Source organism: Providencia sp. PROV174, assembly GCF_028480685.1.
Taxonomy (GTDB): Bacteria; Pseudomonadota; Gammaproteobacteria; order Enterobacterales; family Enterobacteriaceae; genus Providencia; species Providencia rettgeri.
In genome coordinates, this window is record NZ_JAMPOT010000009.1 from 1 (window position 1) to 17905 (window position 17905).

A 17905-nucleotide genomic window follows, 5' to 3' on the forward strand; every position below is an offset into this window, starting at 1 on the left:
CGCCACAGAGCGAAGTATGACGAATATTTATTGATAAAAATAAATCATCGATACCCCACGTTACTATGATAAAAAAATATCATCTATTGAACCCTATTATACTGATATTATTACTATCTGATTTTAAGAAACATTTCCCCTTTGCTATTTTTCTAATGGTGTCTCTCATGGCGCAAGTGTCACGGGCAAGAAGCCTTGGCAAGTATTTTCTTTTGCTTGACAACATGTTGGTTGTTCTAGGCTTTTTTGTCGTTTTTCCGCTTATTTCTATTCGTTTTGTTGATCAACTGGGTTGGGCCGCTGTGGTGGTTGGTTTTGCCTTAGGACTTCGTCAATTTGTTCAACAGGGTTTAGGTATCTTTGGCGGTGCTATCGCTGACCGATTTGGTGCGAAGCCCATGATTGTCATTGGAATGCTATTACGTGCCAGTGGTTTTGCGGTGATGGCGGTGGCCCATGACCCTTGGGTTTTATGGCTATCTTGCGTACTTTCGGCACTGGGTGGAACCTTGTTTGATCCTCCACGAACCGCATTAGTTATTAAATTAACTCGCCCGTATGAACGTGGTCGTTTTTATTCTTTGCTGTTAATGCAGGACAGTGCTGGTGCAGTTATCGGTGCTTTGATTGGTAGTTGGCTACTACAATATGACTTCCATTATGTCTGCTGGGTTGGCGCTGCGGTGTTTATTATTGCTGCTATCTGCAATGCTTGGTTATTACCTGCTTATCGAATCTCAACCGTCAGAACCCCCATTAAAGAAGGCATGGGACGCGTACTGAAAGACAAACGTTTTGTAACTTATGTGGTCACATTGGCAGGCTATTTTATGTTGTCAGTACAAGTGATGCTTATGTTTCCTATTGTTGTCAATGAATTAGCAGGCACACCCACTGCCGTCAAATGGATGTATGCGATTGAAGCAGCGATATCTTTAACATTGCTTTATCCCATTGCGCGTTGGAGCGAAAAACACTTTCGCCTTGAACAACGGCTTATGGCCGGGCTATTTTTAATGAGTCTCAGCATGTTTCCGATTGGCATGACAACCTCTCTCAATACGCTATTCGCCCTTATGTGCCTATTTTATTTAGGTACGGTAACTGCAGACCCAGCGAGAGAAACATTGAGTGCCTCTCTTGCTGACCCTCGAGCCCGAGGCAGCTATATGGGTTTTAGCCGCTTAGGCCTTGCTTTAGGTGGAGCTGTCGGTTATACCGGCGGCGGCTGGATGTACGATATTGGTCACCAATGGAACTTACCTCAACTTCCATGGTTCTTATTAGGAATCATCGGTTTTATTACTTTATGGGCGCTACATAAGCAATTTAACCGCAAAAAAATTGAAACAGTCATGTTGAGTGGGCAGTAATGCGCTAAACTAGCGGTATTACTGTAAAAGGAGTCTCTATGAAGAAGTTTTTAATCGCCGCTATGGTAGGCTTTCTCACTCTCTTATCGGGTTGTAGTCAATTATCTGAGTTTAGTATTAGTGAGTCACAAATTAATAATTACCTTGCTAATAAAGTAAAATATGACCATAAGGTCGGTATTACGGGCTTTGCTGATGCGGATATTCAACTCGCTAATTTAAAATCAGAAATTGGCCGCAGTGAACCAGGAAAAGTTGCTTTAACGGGGGATGCAACCGTTAAATTAGACTCGCTGATTGGTAAAGCAGAAGCACAAATTAACCTGACACTCACTGCTCGCCCTTATTTTGACGCCAAAACAGGTTCAATTTACTTAAAAGAGTTGAATATTAGCAGTTACAAAGTGATGCCAGAAAATATGGATACAGCGATGTCAGCGGTTATTCCTTACTTGAATAGTTCCCTTGAAACTTTCTTTGAAACTCAACCTGTTTATGTGTTAAATCCTGATAATGGCGCGGCTGAAGCAACCGCGAAAAAACTCGCTAAAGGGCTTGAAATCAAACCAGGTAAACTGGTCATTCCATTAGTTGATTAATTTTAACCATAAATAATTTCGATTGATAAAAGCATTAAAGGCAACAGGAAAATCTGTTGCCTTTTATATTCAATCAAAATTATTAATCAATAGCGCTAACTAAAACATCAGTAACATCACCATAAAAAGTGACAGTGTCACGATTATTCAGTTTCTGAGTCAAGCTCATCACGCAGAGCAATGACTGCATCACGCGTAATTTGAGCTAAAGTACGGTAAAAGGTAGTAGTTGCATGCGCTTCAACTTTACCTAAAAAGCTGCCATACCAACTAAGAATATAGCTATCAAATAATTCTTCTTGAGCGGCGGTTTCATCTTCTGCCGCTTGGTCTTCTAACCAAGAAGCCGCGAGTAGCAACGCACCAAAAGCGTCAGCAGGCGCATTCGTCAGGGACATTCCTCTAACGGTTAAAAATTCGCGAACTTCTGCTTCTGTAATTTCAGAATCGTAATCATTCGCTAACATTGAAACTGCAGGAGATTCCCCCGCAAATAGGGCTTGGTAATCCGCATTAACTGCATTGACATCGAGGTCTTTTGCCATGCGTGACCACAACTCATCTTGTTCCAATGGCCATGATGCTTTTAATTTATCTTGAGCAATCATATCAATAAGCGGTTTTACGAGGCTATCAGAGGGACTACGTTGAAATAGTGTCCCCAAAATACGGCAGACGATTGAAAATTCGTTCATATATTATCCTATTTTACAGATTCAGTAGTCACACCTCGTGACCAAAGCAGTTACTTTCAGTATATCGAAAAAATAGGAAAGATATTAGGGGGAGGTAATTGCAAGTGGTCATAAAGACCACTTGCAGCAAAGAAGTGACTAATAACCGCGTTGCATATCAACGACACCAACAGGCGCTTGCCCTGCTTCGATACGTTGGATGTTGCTGACAATCATATCCATAGCTTCTTTCGGTTTTGTAAAAGCAGCAACATGAGGGGTGATAGCGATGCGGGGATGTGTCCAGAACGGGTGCATTTGCGACAACGGCTCACTGGCAAAAACATCAAGTGCAGCACCTGCAATTTGTCCTGATTCGAGGGCTAAAAGCAAATCCTGTTCAATCAGATGGGCGCCTCGTGCAAGGTTGATAACATATGCCCCTTGCTCTAACTGGCTAAATAGTTGCTGGTTTAAAATTCCCACCGTTTCTGGAGTACTTGGTAACAGATTAATAATTACACGGGTACCAGAAAGGAAATTAGCTAGCTGGTCATGACCAAAATAACTTTTTACGTTATCAAGTTGTTTTTCAGAGCGGCTCCATGTTCTTACATGAAAACCAAAGCTGACTAAGCGCTTTGCAACTGCTTGCCCTAATGCCCCTGCGCCCATCACTCCAATAACAAAATCTTCATGTTGGTAGGCTGGTAACTGCTTCCATTGGCGCTGTGATTGTAATTGGCGATATTCATCCATACGACGAAAGTAACTTAACACTTTTGCACAAGCGTATTCTTCCATTTGAATCGCCATACCCGTGTCTTCCAGACGCATTACGGGAACCCCAGCTGGCAGGGTCCCTGGTTTATCTTGTTCTTGTTTTAAGATAGCATCCACACCCGCGCCTAAAGCGAAAATTCCTTTTAAATCACTGCGACCAGCGAGACATTCATAAGGCGGTAACCAAACCATGGCGTAATCCGCACTTTGGTTATCCCCTTTTTCCCATTGGCGAATATTCACTTGTGGTAAGCGTGCTTTCATGCCGTCAATCCACTGTTTTGAATCAAAAAATGGATGGTAAAATAAAATATTCATGGCAACTCCTCTTTGGTTTCTAACAGAGTGTGCCGAATGGGATTTCTTTTCAAGTTAATCAAGCCGATACACTGTACACAATCAGAATTTTGTTAACTAGCTAACGGTTTTTACTTCTGTGACTTGCCGTTTTAAATTAACATTAAAAGTATTATTAACCTTAGCCGATAACATTTGAGATTAGATAATAATCAAATTGTTTTTTATTTAGCTAAACAGCAACAAAAGTCGGAAAAAGGATAAATAGGGAGTTGACGTAAGACGCTATTTTCCCTATAGTAGCGCCCCGTTGCAGAGCAGGTTTTTATTCCCTACTCCACAACAGATTTAGAAAAACGGTGAGGTGTCCGAGAGGCTGAAGGAGCACGCCTGGAAAGTGTGTATACGGCAACGTATCGAGGGTTCGAATCCCTCCCTCACCGCCATTTTTCTTCTAGTTTTTACCCTCTTCTTCTTGATATGCCATCCCTTTATTTTGTTTCTCTTTCGGTTCTATACCTATTCCTTGCGCATGGTATTCACGGCTAATATCTTCCCAGAGTTCTGCATTTTCTATTCCGGCCACTTTCGGGTCAAACACTGGATCAACACCTAATTTTTCCTGCCGTTCAAAGTCACGCAGTGCCCGTAGCGCCGGTTTTGACAAGAAGACAATGGCGATAAGATTAAGATAACTCATACTACCGAACCCAATATCGCCAAGGCTCCACATTAAACTGACTGACTGAACACTTCCCATAAAAACAATAATCAAAAATACAAACTTCAGTATCAGTTTTAGAATGGGGTAACGTAATTTTCTATCAAGGTAAACAATTGTGGTTTCTGCAATATAGTAATAGGCCATCAATGTTGTGAATGCGAATAAAAATACGGCGATTGAGACGAATCCCGACCCTGCGGAAGTAAAGACTGTTGATACCGCCATTTGTGTCCATGCGGTTCCCGCAGCAACCCCAGGAACGTATTCGACTAAGGCCGTTGCCGAACCGTCTGGAAAAACGTTATACATATTCGTGACAAGGATCATTAGACCCGATGCTGTACACACAACAACAGTATCAATGTAAATTGAAAATGCTTGAATTAACCCTTGTTTTACAGGATGGCTTACTTCGGCTGCCGCAGAACTAAATGTAGCTTCACCCGCACCTGCTACGTTGGAAAAAACCGCGCGGCGCACCCCCCATGAAACAGCCGTACCAATAATACCGCCGAATACGGCATCCATTCCCATCGCGCTACGGAAGATTAAACTGAACATTCCTGGCACTTGTTCGTAATGGCTACCCAAGATGATCACCATCATGACGATATAAGCTAACGCCATAATTGGTACGATTTTATCCGCAGCACTCGCAATACGTTTTACACCGCCAAAGATTAGCCATGCCATCAGCACTGTCACAATGCCGCCTGTCGCAATTGGAGGTAAGTTGAATGAAGTTTGAAAGGAGTCAGCTATAGTATTGGCTTGAATACCCGGAACTAGTACGCCATAAGATAGGCAAATAACAGCAGCTACCATAATGGCAAATGGCTTCAATTTTAACCCTTTCTCGATATAGTAAGGCGAACCGCCACGGTATTGACCATCAGAGCGCTGCTTGTATATTTGAGCGAGTGTTGATTCGATAAACGCACTTGCTCCACCTAATAACCCCATGACAACCATCCAGAAAATCGCGCCAGGACCACCCGCAGCAATAGCTGTCGCTACACCGGCGATATTCCCCACCCCAACTCGTCCTGATAATGCTAAACAGAATGCTTGGAAGGAGGAAATTCCTTCTTTTGACGCTTTATTTTCCTTTAACAAACAGACCATTTTAATGAGATAGCGAAACTGTACACCGCGAGTTGCTAATGTAAAATAGAGCCCAACACCTAGCGATAATACCACTAATGCATTACCCCAGATGTAACCAACGATTGTATTAACGATGGCTTCCATTTTGTACTCCTTCGTTATTGTAATTGTTTATTTGTATTTGCAGGGTAAAAAAAACCGGAGTCCACTAGGGGACTCCGGCCAACGTTTTACTGATGGATAAACCAGATAACCTTCGTTTGAGTATATTGTTCAAATGCCTCTAAGCCGTTGTCTTTACCGCCAAAACCTGATTGACGAAAACCACCAAACGGCGTTGTAATATTGCCCTCACTAAAGCCATTGACTGAAACGGTACCCGCGTTAATACGCTGTGCATTTTGCATGGCTCGGTGAATATTTTGGCTATAAAATGAGGCGGCTAAGCCATATTGAGTATCATTGGCTAAAGCGACCGCTTCATCATCAGTTTTAAACGATGTGACGGCTAAAATAGGGCCAAAAACTTCATACTTAAATAGCGACATTTCAGGCGTGACTTCATCAAAAATTGTCGGTTCGATATACCATCCAGCCCCCAATTCATGATGAATTTTTCCACCCGCAACTAATTTTCCTCCCTCTTTTAACGTGATATCTAAAAAGGATTTTACTTTCTCAAAATGAGCCTGTTCGACCATTGGCCCAATTGAAATATCTGCTTGCCTTGGGTCTCCGACTTTCCATTCTTTAATGGCGACGGCAAGCTTCTCTAATAGTATTTTTTTGATGCTTTCGTGCACAATTAAGCGAGAACCACAGCTACAATTTTCACTCATATTCCAGAAAGCCGCCGCCATAATATGTGGAATTGCCGCCTCAATATTCGCATCTTCAAACACTACTTGAGGACTTTTACCGCCACATTCGAGTACAATTTCTTTTAAGTTACTTTCGGCGGAATATTTTAAAAATAAGCGTCCCACATCTGTTGAACCAGTAAATGACACCATATCAACATCATGATGGCGGCCAAGCGCTTCCCCGACTTTTTCACCTAATCCACAAACGAGACTTAAAGCGCCTTTAGGAATACCGGCCTCATAGGCCAGCTCTACCATGCGATGCGCACTTAATGAGGTCAATTCGGCCGGTTTCACTATCACCGAGTTGCCTACAGCAAGAGCCGGAGCCACTTTCCACGCAAACATTTGAGCAGGGAAATTCCACGGTAATACCGCGCCCACCACACCAATAGGCTCATGCACTATTAACCCCAATTCTTGATGACTTGTTGGTGCAATTTTGCCAAACAGTTTATCAATCGCTTCGGCATACCAATAAAAGGTGTCAATCGTTGCAGGTAAATCAGTATTTAAGCATTCAGTGATAGGCTTACCTGCATCAATACAGTCTAGCGCTGCAAGTTCTTCACTGTGTTTTTCAATCAGATTAGCCCATTTAAGCATGATAGCTTTACGTTCTTGCGGCGATAACCCGCGCCATTCACCTTGATTAAACGTGCTACGCGCCACCTGTACCGCGACATTAATATCGTTAGCATCGCCATCTGCAATAAAACCAATAATGCTGTTGTCGATTGGGGTACGGTTTTCTAATCTATTTTGCTGTTCTGGGTGCCCTGCAATTAAATTGCCTGCCCACAGTTTTCCTTGTTTTGCACGTTCAAATACCTGCTGCTGGGTAAGAGTCATATTTCCCCCTAGCGCTTAATTAATTTAATAAAGTCATCGCGTTCTTTAGACGCTATATTTGACAGAGGCAAACGAACCGGACCTACATTGAATGTGCCATTCAAGCAACCCGCCTTGGCTTTTTGGTTATAATCCCCTGATTCCATTGAGTAAATTGCAGGGTAAATTTCATTCATAATCTGCTTGGCTTGTTGCCAGTCACCCGCTTGTGCAGCATTAAAAATAGCAACTTGCTCTGCTGGAAATACATTACCCGCTCCCGCAATCCAACTTTTGGAACCCCAAAAGAAGAAATCCACTGGTTGATCATCGCAACCACAAATGACCTCAAAATTTTTGAATGGTGTTTGTAATAAATGCAGTGCTCGACTAAAGTTCCCACTGCTTTCTTTGATAGCGACAATATTGTCAATTTCGGCTAGCTTAATGACCGTTTCAATGTCAATTTCAATACCAATCCGAGCTGGGAAATTGTACATAATAATGGGTAATGGTGTTGATTTTGCGACTTTTTCATAGTGGGCATATACCCCTTGCTGGTCCGGCAAACTATATGGCGGTGGCGACAGCATTAACCCTTCATAACCGAGTTCTTGAGCTTGTTTCGCACGTGCAATTGCCCCCTCGGTTGATAAATCATTAATACCCGCAATTAATGTCACTCGTCCTTTGGCAATTTTGCAAACGGTTGACAGCACGGTCTTACGTTCATCTTCGTTTAATGCGTAATACTCCCCTGTTGTCCCACAAACCACTAACCCCGTCACACCCCGCTCAATAAGTTTTTCAGTTAATTCAGCAAGTGCACTGATATTTAATGTTAAATCATCATGAAATGGAGTCACTAACGGAACAAGAATGCCATGGAAATTCATTTGAATTCTCCTCAAAATTAAAGAAATCGTTCAATGGAAAAAGCAGTACAGTCGATACTTGTCGGCTGATGATGGATAAAACTATTCACAATATCTGCGGTGATCGCCGCTTGGGTTAATCCCAAGTGTTGGTGACCAAATGCAAAAATATAAGGACCTTTATGGTCTAAAACAGGCAATGAATCAGACGTAGATGGGCGAAATCCCATCCATGATGTAGATTGTTGGCTATTTAATGTTTTCTTTAGCATGGGTTGCGCTAATGGGAGAAAATGTTGAGCTCGCTGCATATTTGCAGGACGTTTTAACCCTGCGTATTCTACGGTTCCTGCGAGGCGTAACCCTTGAGACATTGGCGTCATAATAAAACGCCTATCCATACTTGATACTGGTATCGATAATCGACCTAACTCATGGGGCAACATCAAATGATAACCACGCTCAGTTTCAAGTGGCACTTTGATACGACTCACCATTTTGACTAGCGATTTAGAGAATGCGCCCCCTGCAATCACTATTTTTTGTCCTGTAAACAGCCCTTGAGTGGTTGTCAATATCGCTTGTTGATTCGACGTTGATGTAATTTCTGTTACTTCACAGTGGGTTAATACTTGCCCACCCGCATCGATAAAAGCTTCTGTCAGTTTTTTGTGTAACACACATAAATCCACAACATGGCCTGTATCGGGGTAAAAAATGCCACCAATTTGGCTTTCAGATAAAGCAGGTTCGCGCGTTAATAGCGCATCTTGATCAATCAATTGATTAGTCACACCAATACTTTGTAGATACTCACTGTGCTGGCTTAGCTTATCGAGCGTCTCTTTTTTCTCTGCCACCAATAGTGACCCCTTCATTTTGACAAGGTCATTTAATTGCCATTTCTGAATAAATGCTTGCCATGAATCGAAAGCGGCACTATTTAGTGTCATCAATGTGTGATGAATATGGGTAAAAGGCTTATGGCGCATGTTACCCAACAATTTTATTAACCAAGGTGTTAGCGGTAATAAATAACGCCAATCCAGGCGCAGAGGGCCCAGTGGGTCAAGTAACATTTTCGGAATTGATTTTAAAACGCTCGGATCCGCAATCGGAAAAACCTGTTCTGTCGCAATATGCCCTGCATTGCCAAATGAGGCTCCTTGGCCAATTTCATGTTTATCAAGCAACAGCACTTGTGAGCCATTAGCTTGCACTGTCAGTGCAATACTCAAGCCAATAATGCCGCCACCCACTACAATCACTGGATATTTGCGTTCCATTTCATTCCCCTATGCCACTGAAATTCCAAAACGAAATGGATCTTGTTCATCTATCAATAAGGTATTTTTCCCACTGATATAGGCATGACCACGAATAGTTGGAATAATGCCGTTTTCATCAGCCTGTTGATAACTGGCCTGAAATTGGCTGCCAATCACACTGGCTTGATGCCAGATGTCACCAGCCGCCAGCTTTTTATCCGCGGCTAAACAGGCAAGTTTGGCACTTGTTCCTGTTCCACAAGGGGAGCGGTCATAGGCGCCTCCGGGGCATAACACAAAACTTTGGCTATTGGCTTCGGGGTGTGTACCGAATAATTCGATATGGTCAATTTCTTGGCCATCTTTACCGCAAATACCTTGATCAGATAAGGCTTGCTTAATCTTTAAACTGACTTCTGTCAGTAATTTAATATTTTGGTAATCAATAGCGACTGGTGACTGTTCAACAAGAAAGAACCAATTTCCGCCCCAAGCAATATCCCCGGTAATGGTGCCGAGTTCTGGAACATTAACTTGTACCGCTTTGCGATAACGATATGAATAAACATTCTGAATACTCACACTGCCATCTTGATGCAAATGAGCCGTGACATCCCCTACCGGGGTTTCGATAAGATGTTTACCGAAAGTGATATGGCCGAGAAAATGCAATGAAGCCACTAAACCGATAGTGCCGTGGCCACACATTCCCAAGTAACCTTGATTGTTAAAAAAAATCACACCGGCTGTTGCTGCTGGGTTTTGTGGTTTACACAATAGAGCACCCACTAAAATGTCATTACCTCGTGGCTCTAAAATGGTGGTTTTACGCCATACATCATGTTGATGGCGTAATATCTCCAGTCTTGATGCGATGCTTTGCTGCCCTAAATCAGGGAATCCGTCGATAACGAGCCGAGTTGGCTCGCCTGCAGTATGGGAATCGATAACTTCAATTTTGTTATATTGATATTGCATTGGTTAGCATCCTATCCATTATTATTGTTAATAGAATGCTTGATTTTTGTTAACAACTCTTGATATCTTTCCAACAAACTTATGCGCTTTTCTGCACAATCTAAAAATATTTAACAGAATTAGTAAAATTAATTTAATATTTCGGAGCGCAGCATGATCAATCTAAATAAATTGTTATTGATTAGTCAGGAAAATATGCTGTTTCCTGTTGATAATATTGATGTTCTATTAAATCATTTAGGCTTAGTGATGCCCCTCATTAATACCTTGCCGAATGTGACTTTCTTTGTGAAAGACCATAATGCAAAGTATGTGTTGGCCAATGATAATTTAGCCACCCGTTGTAAAATCGATAGCGTTAATCATCTAGTTGGTAAATGTGCTGAGGATATATTTCATTCAGAACTAGGCCAAAGCTATAGTTCTCAAGATTATTTAGTGATGGAGAAGAAAATTAGCGTCATTAATAAACTTGAACTTCACCTGTATAAAGCGGGTTTGTTGGGATGGTGTTTAACGACTAAGGTTCCTATTTTTAATACACGTAACCAAGTTATTGGAGTTGCAGGTATTTCAGTGGATTTACAAGATGTGAAATCGGTCAGCCCTAAGCTAAACAACCAACTTAGCCGTGTTGAACGTTATATTAGTGAGCATTTCGATACCGCAATAAAAATGACAACTCTGGCTGACATATCTGGCCTCTCGCTTTCTCAATTGAATCGCCAGTTTAAAGCTATTTTTTTGATAACCCCTCAACAATATATTCAAAAAATGCGCCTTGAACATGCAATTGAACTACTCGACGATGATTTTTCAATTACTGAAATTTCCAGTAAGTGTGCTTATGCCGATCACAGCGCTTTCTGTCGAAAATTCAAAGAAATGACCACCATGACACCTAGCCAATTTAAACGAATGCGTTCAAAAATCGATAAACAGAGGATATTGGCCTGATCGAGTATCATATTGGTTAATCAGTTTTTCCTTAATACCAATAAATCCATTCTCTTTAGCTTTTATGACGTATTTTTTGCTTTTATATTCAAATAGTTACCGTGGCATCGTCGATGAAATTACTAGATAACGTCCCTTGGTTATTTCCTAACTTAAGATAGCTCTTATTGCAGACATCCATCAATCGGGTATTGATATATCCCAATGCTGCATCTAAGTGCAGTGATGAGAAAGGAATACTCAATGACCATTTACGATCTGAAACCTAAATTTCAAGATCTTCTTCGTCCAATTGTTCGTAAGCTATTTAGTGCGGGTGTTACGGCTAATCAAGTCACTTTGGCAGCTTTACTTTTGTCTGTGATCTGCGGAATGCTATTACTGTTCATTCCAAACCCACACCTGTTTATTTTATTACCTTTCGTACTGTTTATTCGTATGGCACTCAATGCGATAGATGGCATGTTAGCAAGGGAGCACAACCAAAAAAGCCACCTTGGTGCAATCTTGAATGAGCTTGGTGATGTTATTTCAGATATCGCACTATACCTACCATTTGCGGTTATTTTCCCTCAAGCATTTTGGCTTATTTTATTCATTCTATTTCTTACGCTACTAACTGAATTTATTGGTGTTATCACTCAAACAATTGGTGCGTCTCGTCGCTATGACGGCCCTATTGGTAAAAGTGATCGAGCCTTTATTTTCGGTGCGTTAGGGCTGCTTGTGAGTATTTTTCCACAAATCATATTTTCTAGTTGGGTAAGTTATCTGTTTATCCTTTTAACTTTGTTGCTGTTTTATACTTGCTATAACCGTATTCGTCGTGCACTTTGTGAATTATCTGCATCGGCGAATAATAATTAAGGAAGAATTATGAACGCTCAGACAGATTATCTGACGCAACGTCCCGTTATTGAGTCCCAATTTACCACCAGTGACCATACTTCTCTTTTTTATCGACATTGGCCAACAGAGACTTCGACCAACAAAGCGATTATTTTATTTCATCGTGGCCATGAACATTCTGGCCGTGTCGCCCATTTAGTCGATGAACTCAATTTACCTGACTATGCGATGTTTGCATGGGATGCCCGTGGCCATGGTAGAAATGATGGCCCTCGAGGTTATAGCCCTTCACTAAGCACGTCTGTCAATGATGTCGATGAATTCGTACATCACATTTCCTCCCAATATAATATTCCCTTAGAAAATATCGTTGTTATCGGGCAAAGTGTTGGGGCCGTCCTTGTCTCCGCTTGGGTTCATGATTACGCCCCCAAAATTCGTGGAATGGTACTCGCCTCTCCTGCATTTAAGGTTAAATTGTATGTTCCATTTGCCCGAGCAGGGCTTGCTTTAATGCAAAAAGCTCGCGGTTTGTTCTATGTGAATTCCTATGTCAAAGCTAAATTTCTGACTCATGATGAACAACGAATTGATTCGTTTAATCGCGACCCATTGATCACTCGCCCTATTGCCGTCAATATTTTACTTGAATTATATAAAACAGCTGAACGTATAGTGGCCGATGCAGGTGCAATTACCTTACCAACTCAATTATTTATTTCAGGTAGTGACCACGTTGTCCACCATCGACCTCAACATCAGTTTTTTGAAAAATTAAATACCCCAATAAAAGAAAAGCATATATTGCCCGGTTTTTATCACGACACGCTAGGTGAAAAAGAACGCCATATCCCAATTGAAAAAATCCGTGATTTTATTGGAAAATTATTCGCCTTACCGCGCTACCAACATAATTATCAATATGAGGATATCTGGAGTGTCAGTGCTGAAAAATATCGTTCGCTCATGACTCCTTTGCCTAAATGGTGCCCTAAAAATCTTGCTTATAAAATTATGGGCAAATCAATGAGCACACTAGGCAAAGCTTCTGAAGGTATTCGCATTGGTTATGATAAAGGGTTTGATTCAGGTTCAACTCTCGATTACGTATACCGCGACGAAGCCCAAGGTAAAGGCTTATTTGGCCGTGTGATTGATAGGCAATATCTCAACAGTATAGGCTGGCAAGGAATACGCCAACGCAAAGTGAATATTGAAAATATTATTCGGCAAGCGATTCGTGACCTCACGGAGACAGGTACCCCTGTTCGAATTATGGATATTGCCGCAGGCCAAGGTCGTTATATCTTTGATGCAATTAATGATTATAGCAAAGTTGAGTCTGTCCTATTAAGAGACTATAGCCCTATCAATGTTGAACAAGGACAGTTACATATTAAGGAACGTTACCTTGAAGATAAAATTCAATTTACTGAAGGTAATGCTTTTGACGCCGATGATTTAGCCGCGGTTTCACCATCTCCAACAATTGGCATTGTCAGTGGTTTGTATGAACTGTTCCCCAGTAATGAAATGATAAAAGCTTCATTAAATGGACTTTCTCGAGCTATCCCATCTGGCGGGCTATTAATTTATACTTGCCAGCCATGGCACCCTCAAGTTGAAATGATTGCTCGGGTACTACCAAGCCACCAAGGTGGCCAAGCATGGGTTATGCGTTGTCGTAGCCAAGGCGAAATGGATACTTTAGTTGAAGACGCGGGCTTTGAAAAACTAAACCAATCAATTGATAACTGGGGCATATTCAGCGTATCCATAGCTAGACGACGTTAGTCTATTTATCTCGCATTGTGATTGATGCCACATTGTTGACATCAATCACTAACTTCAACTTTAGGTGATAGCCATTGTTTATTGCCCGCAAAGCACCTATGCTGCTTAGCGTTATTTATTTCCCTAATCATTTACTGATATCACCGCCAGTTCGTTGCCATTTAAAGGAATAGGATAAAGGATGATAACTGCAACCCGCAAACCTCAACAGGCTGTATCTCGACGCCAAATAATACGCTCTGGTTTGCTATGGCTAGTTTTTCTAGCACCTTTTTTCTTCCTAACTTATGGCCAAGTCAATACGTATACCGCAACGTTAAATCAGGTTCCTTCTATCGTTTTTTCTTGGGAAACCCATATTCCATTTCTCCCTTGGTCTATCATTCCCTATTGGAGCATTGATCTTTTTTATGGGTTATCTTTATTTATTTGCACAACCCGTAAAGAACAAATGATCCATGGCTTACGGCTCATCACGGCTTCGATTGTCGCTTGTATTGGTTTTTTGCTATTTCCACTTAAGTTTAGTTTCCCTCGACCAAGTACTGATGGCCTATTTGGCTGGATGTTTGACAGCCTAGAGCTATTTGACCTCCCCTTTAACCAAGCTCCTTCATTACATATTATTTTATTGTGGATCTTATGGTTACGTTTTCGAGCACATACACCAACAAAATGGCGCTGGTTGCTTCATAGTTGGTCGATACTCATTCTCCTGTCCGTATTGACGACTTGGCAGCACCACTTTATTGATGTCGTCACCGGCTTTGCCGTTGGCTTATTAATTAGTTATTTACTTCCTATACAAACTCACTGGCAATGGCATTACACGGGGTCACCTCGCAGTTTTAAAATGAGCAAAAATTATGGCATAGGTTCTCTTGTTTGCTTTATTCTTGCGTTTATCTTCCAAGGATTCGCTTGGTTACTGTTATGGCCCGCTATCGCTCTCTTTTTTATTACCCTTGGTTATTTAGGCGCTGGTGCTAGCATTTTCCAAAAAACACCGGAAGGGAATATTTCCCCTTCTGCCGCTATTTTATTACTACCATACCGGCTGATTGCTTGGGGAACCTATCATTACTTTGCTAAGCACTGCGCACAACCCAGTATTGTGAATAAACACATTGTTTTGGGAGGGCGCCCACTTTACGCTTTGCAAACTCAAGCTGTGTTAGATATGACTTGCGAATGGCCTCGCAATTCTTACAGCAAAGGGCTTAAATATTGTAGCCAACCGCAAATTGATTTGTTACCACTAAGCGCGGAAGATATCGAAAAGTCAGTCCATACTATGGATGCACTGGTAAAACATGGGGCGGTATACATTCATTGCAAATTAGGTTATTCACGAAGTGCGACTGTTGCTGTTGCATGGTTGGTACATCATGGCGATGCTAAAAACACAGAAGAAGCCGTAGCATTAGTTGAACAAGCTCGCCCACAAGTGATTTTAAATGCAGCAACGATACAACAACTGAATAATTGGTATGCCGATTACCATCTAAGTCGAGTGAATAATGAATACATTGATGAATAAACAACAAGGTGAAGTTATCACTATTTTAACTCATAGTTGGCGTTATTTTGCGACTGGGTCTGTATTGGCATTATTTTGTCAATTCGCTTTGTATTTCCATTCTAATTACCCTAAATATATTTTATTCGCCAATATAATTATATTTATAACTTGCCAGTATTATATATATCGCCTATGGCTCGATAACCATTTTTTTAAAATTATCTACACACATAATGAAACAGAACATTTTGATAATGCATTAAATTTTTTATTTCCAAACAAAATCAAACATCACACAATGCAGCAAAGGTGGTCAGGGACTAAACGTCTTTTCACTCATGCTCTTGGGTTAATACTCGTGCAATGGATAGGGTTATTGGTAGCAATAATAGCAAGTTGATTGATTAAGTATTAGTCAATACTATTATTTATATTTACCGTTCAAAAAATAAAATTGCTATTACATATATGTAGCCTAAAACTAAAAAGCAGCTATATAAAATGTATTCTAATTGTTTTTCTTTATAATATAACGGTTTTTTACTTTTGTTACTGAAAACGTTATGATAATTGCAGATTCATTGATACATAACAGATTTTTTTCAGATTGCTAAGCGTATCCTTATAGGTACATCTTTCGTTTATTTTTCACCCTGTTATTTGGTAGGGTATAATGAGTACAAAAAAAATTAATAGGTTGCGCCCTTTTAGTGCGCTAATAGATTCTTGTTGGAAAGAAAAATATACAGCTACTCGCTTTATTAAAGATTTAATTGCGGGTATTACCGTGGGTATTATCGCTATTCCGCTCGCAATGGCTTTGGCTATTGCAAGTGGTGTTCCGCCGCAATATGGGCTATATACCGCGGCTATTGCAGGGATCGTCATTGCGATAACAGGTGGGTCTCGCTATAGCGTTTCTGGCCCCACAGCTGCATTTGTAGTGATCCTCTACCCTGTTTCACAGCAATTTGGGCTCAGCGGGTTGCTGGTTGCGACAATGATGTCAGGGGTTATCCTGCTTGCGATGGGCTTTGCTCGGTTCGGTAAATTCATCGAATATATCCCTGTATCTGTTACATTAGGCTTCACTTCCGGTATTGCCATCACCATTGCCACAATGCAAATTAAAGATTTCTTTGGTTTGCAAATGGTGCATGTCCCAGAAAACTATGTTGATAAGCTAATTGCTATTGGTAATACATTCCCCACGTTTCAATACAGCGACACACTAATTGGGCTTTCAACTCTTTTGGTGCTTATCTTCTGGCCTAAATTAAAATTAAGATTTCCCGGCCATTTACCTGCCCTGATTGTCGGGACTTTCGTCATGTGGGTGCTTTCATTATTTGGCATGGAAGTCGCGACTATTGGTTCTGAATTTAGCTATTTATTGCCTGATGGCTCTGAAGGTAATGGCATTCCCCCTATCCTACCGCAGTTTATTTTGCCATGGGAGCTCCCCGGAAGTGCGCCAATTAACTGGGCGATGATCACCGCATTAATGCCTGCTGCATTTTCTATGGCAGTGCTTGGTGCGATTGAATCACTACTATGTGCCGTAGTATTGGACAACATGACGGGAACCAAACACCATTCCAATAGCGAACTTATTGGCCAAGGAGTGGGGAACATTGCAGCACCTTTTTTTGGTGGTATCACCGCAACTGCCGCAATAGCTCGTTCTGCGGCTAACGTCCGCGCAGGCGCAACATCGCCCATTTCTGCCATTATTCACTCAATATTGGTGATACTCACATTATTGGTTCTGGCTCCAATGCTCTCTTATTTGCCATTAGCCGCCATGTCTGCATTATTATTGATTGTAGCTTGGAACATGAGTGCGGCGGGTAAAGTCGTTTATTTGATTAAACGCGCGCCAAAAGATGACATTATTGTATTAGTACTATGTATGTCTCTAACCGTTCTATTCGATATGGTTATTGCTATCACTGTCGGGATTGTTCTCGCGTCATTATTGTTTATGCGACGAATTGCCAATATGACCCGTTCAACACAACTAGCGGAAACAGATGAAGAGCGAAGCCGTTTAGTCGTAAGAATAAATGGCCCATTATTTTTCGCTGCTGCTGAGCGTATTTTTGATGAATTACGTGTCAAAAGCGCAGGTTATGAAACCATCATTATGCAATGGGACGCAGTACCGGTCTTAGATGCGGGTGGCTTAGAAGCTTTCGAAAAATTCATCGATGCCGTACGCAAAGATACCCATGTCTTAGTTTGTGACATTCCGTTCCAGCCATTAAAAACGTTGGCAAGAGCAAAAGTTACACCGATTGAAGGCGTGTTAAGTTTTTATAATTCAATGGATCATGCACTTGAAGCTGTTAAGGCTATCGAACAGGCGGGTTCTATCGACACAGAAAAGGCAACAACAGCGTCTTAATTAA

14 protein-coding genes and 1 tRNA gene are annotated in these 17905 nt (G+C 41.3%); 8 read left to right on the plus strand and 7 right to left on the minus strand.

Features of this window, described 5'->3' with window-relative positions; all coding sequences use genetic code 11:
* Nucleotides 1–167: 167 nt before the first annotated feature.
* Both mdtH and PSE60_RS07275 read left to right on the plus strand, forming a co-directional pair.
* The gene (gene mdtH / locus PSE60_RS07270) at nt 168–1373 is read left to right on the plus strand and encodes a multidrug efflux MFS transporter MdtH (RefSeq protein ID WP_272665001.1); all 1206 of its coding nucleotides are present in this window, start codon (nt 168–170) and stop codon (nt 1371–1373) included.
* A gap of 38 nt (nt 1374–1411) precedes the next feature.
* Nucleotides 1412–1972 (plus strand): lipoprotein, encoded by a 561-nt coding sequence (locus PSE60_RS07275; protein WP_115167312.1) that lies wholly within the window; start codon nt 1412–1414, stop codon nt 1970–1972.
* 143 nt (nt 1973–2115) lie between these two features.
* Here the strand turns inward: PSE60_RS07275 and PSE60_RS07280 are convergent, their stop codons facing one another.
* Together PSE60_RS07280 and ghrA are read right to left on the minus strand one after the other, a co-directional pair.
* Nucleotides 2116–2667: a TorD/DmsD family molecular chaperone gene (locus tag PSE60_RS07280; RefSeq protein WP_115167313.1), complete on the minus strand. Its 552-nt coding sequence runs from the start codon at nt 2665–2667 to the stop codon at nt 2116–2118.
* Nucleotides 2668–2805: 138 nt separating this feature from the next.
* Nucleotides 2806–3747 (minus strand): glyoxylate/hydroxypyruvate reductase GhrA, encoded by a 942-nt coding sequence (ghrA, locus tag PSE60_RS07285; protein ID WP_210835583.1) that lies wholly within the window; start codon nt 3745–3747, stop codon nt 2806–2808.
* A 337-nt stretch (nt 3748–4084) separates the two neighbouring features.
* Here ghrA and PSE60_RS07290 point away from each other — a divergent pair.
* Nucleotides 4085–4172 (plus strand) — tRNA-Ser (locus PSE60_RS07290).
* 8 nt (nt 4173–4180) lie between these two features.
* Here the strand turns inward: PSE60_RS07290 and PSE60_RS07295 are convergent.
* From PSE60_RS07295 to PSE60_RS07315, 5 genes are all read right to left on the minus strand, one after another.
* A complete protein-coding gene (locus PSE60_RS07295) occupies nt 4181–5701 on the minus strand; it encodes an alanine/glycine:cation symporter family protein (protein WP_272665002.1) in 1521 nt (506 codons plus the stop codon).
* 86 nt (nt 5702–5787) lie between these two features.
* On the minus strand, nt 5788–7272 hold the full coding sequence (locus tag PSE60_RS07300; RefSeq protein WP_272665003.1) for an aldehyde dehydrogenase: 1485 nt from the start codon (nt 7270–7272) through the stop codon (nt 5788–5790).
* Between the two features lie 8 nt (nt 7273–7280).
* Nucleotides 7281–8147, minus strand: a complete 867-nt coding sequence (gene dapA / locus PSE60_RS07305) for a 4-hydroxy-tetrahydrodipicolinate synthase (protein ID WP_272665004.1) — start codon at nt 8145–8147, stop codon at nt 7281–7283.
* Between the two features lie 17 nt (nt 8148–8164).
* Complete coding sequence (locus tag PSE60_RS07310) at nt 8165–9412, minus strand: NAD(P)/FAD-dependent oxidoreductase (protein ID WP_272665005.1); 1248 nt, start codon at nt 9410–9412, stop codon at nt 8165–8167.
* A gap of 9 nt (nt 9413–9421) precedes the next feature.
* Nucleotides 9422–10372, minus strand: coding sequence for a 4-hydroxyproline epimerase (locus PSE60_RS07315; RefSeq protein WP_272665006.1), 951 nt, complete (start codon nt 10370–10372; stop codon nt 9422–9424).
* Nucleotides 10373–10525: 153 nt separating this feature from the next.
* Between PSE60_RS07315 and PSE60_RS07320 the strand changes: the two genes are divergently transcribed.
* From PSE60_RS07320 to dauA, 5 genes are all read left to right on the plus strand, one after another.
* Nucleotides 10526–11329, plus strand: coding sequence for a helix-turn-helix domain-containing protein (locus PSE60_RS07320; protein WP_272665007.1), 804 nt, complete (start codon nt 10526–10528; stop codon nt 11327–11329).
* Between the two features lie 243 nt (nt 11330–11572).
* Nucleotides 11573–12196 carry a CDP-alcohol phosphatidyltransferase family protein gene (locus PSE60_RS07325; RefSeq protein WP_272665008.1) on the plus strand — a complete coding sequence of 208 codons (624 nt, stop codon included), beginning with the start codon at nt 11573–11575 and terminating at the stop codon, nt 12194–12196.
* A 9-nt stretch (nt 12197–12205) separates the two neighbouring features.
* Entirely contained in the window at nt 12206–13972 is a 1767-nt protein-coding gene (locus PSE60_RS07330; protein WP_272665009.1) for a bifunctional alpha/beta hydrolase/class I SAM-dependent methyltransferase, read from the plus strand.
* A gap of 181 nt (nt 13973–14153) precedes the next feature.
* Nucleotides 14154–15512: a phosphatase PAP2/dual specificity phosphatase family protein gene (locus PSE60_RS07335; protein ID WP_272665010.1), complete on the plus strand. Its 1359-nt coding sequence runs from the start codon at nt 14154–14156 to the stop codon at nt 15510–15512.
* Between the two features lie 655 nt (nt 15513–16167).
* Nucleotides 16168–17901, plus strand: coding sequence for a C4-dicarboxylic acid transporter DauA (gene dauA, locus PSE60_RS07340; RefSeq protein ID WP_115167319.1), 1734 nt, complete (start codon nt 16168–16170; stop codon nt 17899–17901).
* The last annotated feature ends 4 nt before the right edge of the window (nt 17902–17905 follow it).